The sequence below is a fragment of the Thermostichus sp. MS-CIW-40 genome, assembly GCF_054058315.1.
Genome location: NZ_JBSSAC010000082.1, coordinates 1 through 2,926, shown reverse-complemented (window position 1 = coordinate 2,926; position 2,926 = coordinate 1). Strand labels below are relative to the sequence as shown.

Genomic DNA, 2,926 nt, shown 5'->3' with positions numbered 1-2,926 from the left:
GACTTTTGACCAGCAAACCTATAAGGAGGCGGGCTTTCCTCCCGACACCAAGCCTGCGGCTATGGTGCGGGCCTCCAGCCCGAAAATTTGGTGAGCTTTCTGGGAAGGGATCAGTCCTGGATGTACTCCTCGCCGGAGATCAGGGCAGCTTCAGCTTTTTGAAACTCCCTGCCCAAGTAGGCCGCATGGCTGAGCTGGGAGACCACTCTCTCCTGCTCCTTTTCAAAGATCTGCACACACAGTTCTTTGGCCGTGCGCCCAACATACACCCGTTCAGGGGATCGGTTGACGGAGCCCTTTGCCGGGATCACAGCTCCTGTCTCCGGATCGGTGGCCAGCCCCCGCTCATTGATGACGGTGCTGTAGTACTTGGCGCAAATGAGGTTCTGCTCCCGATCCAAGTAGATGACGAAATAGCCCGCCGGATCCAGATCCAGGGGGCGGCGGGAGAGATGGTCGTCAATACTGCGAATCTGCTCGCTCAGGGGATTGGAGGAAGGGGACATAGAATGGCCGACCAAAACCGCACAGGAGAAACGTAGCCGAGACTACCTTTGGCTGCTCTCATTGTGGCAGATGAACCCAATCTTTGGGCAGCCTTTGGGGTGGTTGACTTCCTTCCCAGCTTGAACGGTGGGGCTGGTCATATACCCGATGAAGGGGATCCTGTGCGGGCCATCCACCTGAGGTCTCAGAGCTTGGATTAGCGCGGGGCAACCCGATAGAATCGGGTGGCCGTCACCCACTGGTCGGAAGGGATCCCCTCGACGATGATGGCGCGGGCAATGGCATTGCCCAGTTGGGATCCCCGCACCCGCACGTCGGCAAAGGATCCACTCTGCTCGAAAGAGGCGATCTCCTGGAAGTTCAGCGGACGGGGAGAGGCCACCGCCAGCACCTGGGCTTGGCCGAAGGGTGGAGCGATGGTCAACCGATAGCTGGCCCCTGGCGGCGGGAAGGTGCGCACTTCTCCGGCCCGCAGAAACTCGTTGCCACCGGAAAAGCGGTTGGGCAAAATCAGGTGAGTACGGCCATCGGCTTGGATGCTGAACAAGTAGACGTAGGCATCGCGGTTGGTGCTCAGGGTAATAGAAATCGGCTCGCCAGGCCGGTAGATGGGGTTAGACCCGTGCCGATCCAGCTCCAGATTCACCCGCAGGTCGGAAGGAACGGGGTTGACAATGATGGAGCGGGTGCCAACATCCAACTGACGAGTATCGGCCAGTTGCAGCCTTTGTAAAGGAGGGTAGATGCCTAGGGTTTGCGGAAAAACAGCGGTGGCCGGAGCTACAGACAGCCCCAAAGCCAGCGGTAGGAAAAGCAGTTTGGCATTCATGGTTCACACCCAATCAATGGCTATGTTCATCCTAGGAAGGGGCGCAGGTTGAGGGGGTCAGGCTTTGCGCAATCTCCAATCTCTTGCCGCGGCAGTTTCTCCTGCTGCAGATGGCATCACCCAGGGGGAAAAGACGCTGAACCGGCAGGGGCACAGCTCTGTTCTCGGCATCTAGGATGGGAATTGGGGGCAACACGTTTGGCAAGGGTTAAGCTGCAAATAACCTCACGCCAGGTTCCCATTCAACCCCAAACTTGCTCATGGCTCACGACAGCTACCAAGAAGGCATCGCAGCGGTACAAGCGGGCGATTTCCAGGCTGCCATCCAAGCGTTTCGGCAGGCGGTTGCTTCCGACCCAACCCATACCGAAGCTCGTTACAAGCTGGCCTGGGTACTGGGCATGAGCGGCTATCTGGATCCGGCCCTGGCAGAGCTGGAAGCCGTTTTGGCGGCAGATCCCAACCATGTGGCAGCCCATTACAATCGAGGGGCCCTCCTCTTGCAAAAGGCCCAACTGGAAGCAGATGAGGACGGACAAATCGATCTGGCCGTTCTGCAACAGGCGGAAGCAGCCTTTCAAGCGGTGATGCGCTTGGATCCGACCGACCAACGGGCCTTTGCCTTCCTCAATTTGGTCAAGCGGGCCATTCGCAACCATCAGGCGTCCACTCAGGTCTCCGGCGGCAGTGGCGGGTAAACCCCTGCACCAAGGCTTCAATCGGCGCAATGCTGGGATCCCCCAGCTCAGCCTCTGCTTCTTGAGAGACCTGTTGCACCACTGCCGGTGACAGTTGCAGCTTTTCCACCAACTGCCGAAAAGCATCCAGCTCTTCCAGATTCACCACGGGCTCCTCCGGGCTGCGAGCGCTGGCGGCAATCACCAGGTAGCCCAACTTGAGGATGAGACGCTTCTCGGCCTCATCGCCGATTTTCGACAGCACCTCCTCCAACGGGACTTGCTGCACTAGGTACTGGCGGATCTCTTGCGCCAAGCTGGCCCGCTGGTCGGGATCCGAAGCAAAATGCTGAGAGAGTTGCTGGGCGATGAGTTCTACTTCCGCAGCCTCTAGCGCACCATCAGACCAGGCCATCGCAGTGACGGCTCGCAGCAGATTCATCTGCTTGGGAGTAATGCCGGGCGGGGGTGGAGTGGGCATATATCCTCCTGGGGTGGCTTATCTGCCAGTGTAGAAGGGGATCCTGGACCCTTCTGGTTAAGTTTGGTATCTGCTCGATGGCTGCTGGCTTTGGCTCAAGTCAAGATAGGTGCCGCCTACCCGGTCGAAGGGGGGCTTTTGCCGAGGGGATCCGATAAGTCTGTGGAGGTTGTGGTCGGCTGGTGATTGCACAGCCTGAAGCCCATTGCGTAGCATAAATGAATGAATAAAGTCTGGGGATCCCAGCAGTTTGGAGAGGTGTCCGAGCGGTTTAAGGAAGCAGTCTTGAAAACTGCCGTGGTTCACGCCACCGTGGGTTCGAATCCCACCCTCTCCGCTTACAGCCTGTTAAGGGCTCAAGGGGTACAATAGCAGCACTTAGCAAACCAACTTCGGAAGGAGGATGGATTGATCAGTAGTAAAGAAGTCTTC

General features: G+C 58.0%; 4 protein-coding genes and 1 tRNA gene. 2 read left to right on the top strand and 3 right to left on the bottom strand.

What is annotated here, in order from left to right; all coding sequences use genetic code 11:
- Positions 1-110 precede the first annotated feature (110 nt).
- On the bottom strand, positions 111-506 hold the full coding sequence (locus ACVWXF_RS14150) for a DUF4346 domain-containing protein (RefSeq protein WP_414407603.1): 396 nt from the start codon (positions 504-506) through the stop codon (positions 111-113).
- Between the two features lie 197 nt (positions 507-703).
- Positions 704-1,336 carry a DUF4384 domain-containing protein gene (locus ACVWXF_RS14145; RefSeq protein ID WP_457474711.1) on the bottom strand — a complete coding sequence of 211 codons (633 nt, stop codon included), beginning with the start codon at positions 1,334-1,336 and terminating at the stop codon, positions 704-706.
- Positions 1,337-1,596: 260 nt separating this feature from the next.
- Between ACVWXF_RS14145 and ACVWXF_RS14140 the strand changes: the two genes are divergently transcribed.
- On the top strand, positions 1,597-2,034 hold the full coding sequence (locus ACVWXF_RS14140; RefSeq protein ID WP_414408404.1) for a tetratricopeptide repeat protein: 438 nt from the start codon (positions 1,597-1,599) through the stop codon (positions 2,032-2,034).
- Here the strand turns inward: ACVWXF_RS14140 and ACVWXF_RS14135 are convergent.
- Positions 1,973-2,494, bottom strand: coding sequence for a tellurite resistance TerB family protein (locus ACVWXF_RS14135; RefSeq protein WP_457474710.1), 522 nt, complete (start codon positions 2,492-2,494; stop codon positions 1,973-1,975). The genes ACVWXF_RS14140 and ACVWXF_RS14135 overlap by 62 nt on opposite strands.
- 252 nt (positions 2,495-2,746) lie before the next feature.
- Here ACVWXF_RS14135 and ACVWXF_RS14130 point away from each other — a divergent pair.
- Positions 2,747-2,831 (top strand) — tRNA-Ser (locus tag ACVWXF_RS14130).
- Positions 2,832-2,926: the final 95 nt, after the last annotated feature.

What these genes read in the sequence shown, in the direction of transcription:
- ACVWXF_RS14150 (WP_414407603.1), bottom strand. Translation starts at nt 506, where the DNA reads ATGTCCCCTTCCTCCAATCCCCTGAGCGAGCAGATTCGCAGTATTGAC.
- ACVWXF_RS14145 (WP_457474711.1), bottom strand. Translation starts at nt 1,336, where the DNA reads ATGAATGCCAAACTGCTTTTCCTACCGCTGGCTTTGGGGCTGTCTGTA.
- ACVWXF_RS14140 (WP_414408404.1), top strand. Translation starts at nt 1,597, where the DNA reads ATGGCTCACGACAGCTACCAAGAAGGCATCGCAGCGGTACAAGCGGGC.
- ACVWXF_RS14135 (WP_457474710.1), bottom strand. Translation starts at nt 2,494, where the DNA reads ATGCCCACTCCACCCCCGCCCGGCATTACTCCCAAGCAGATGAATCTG.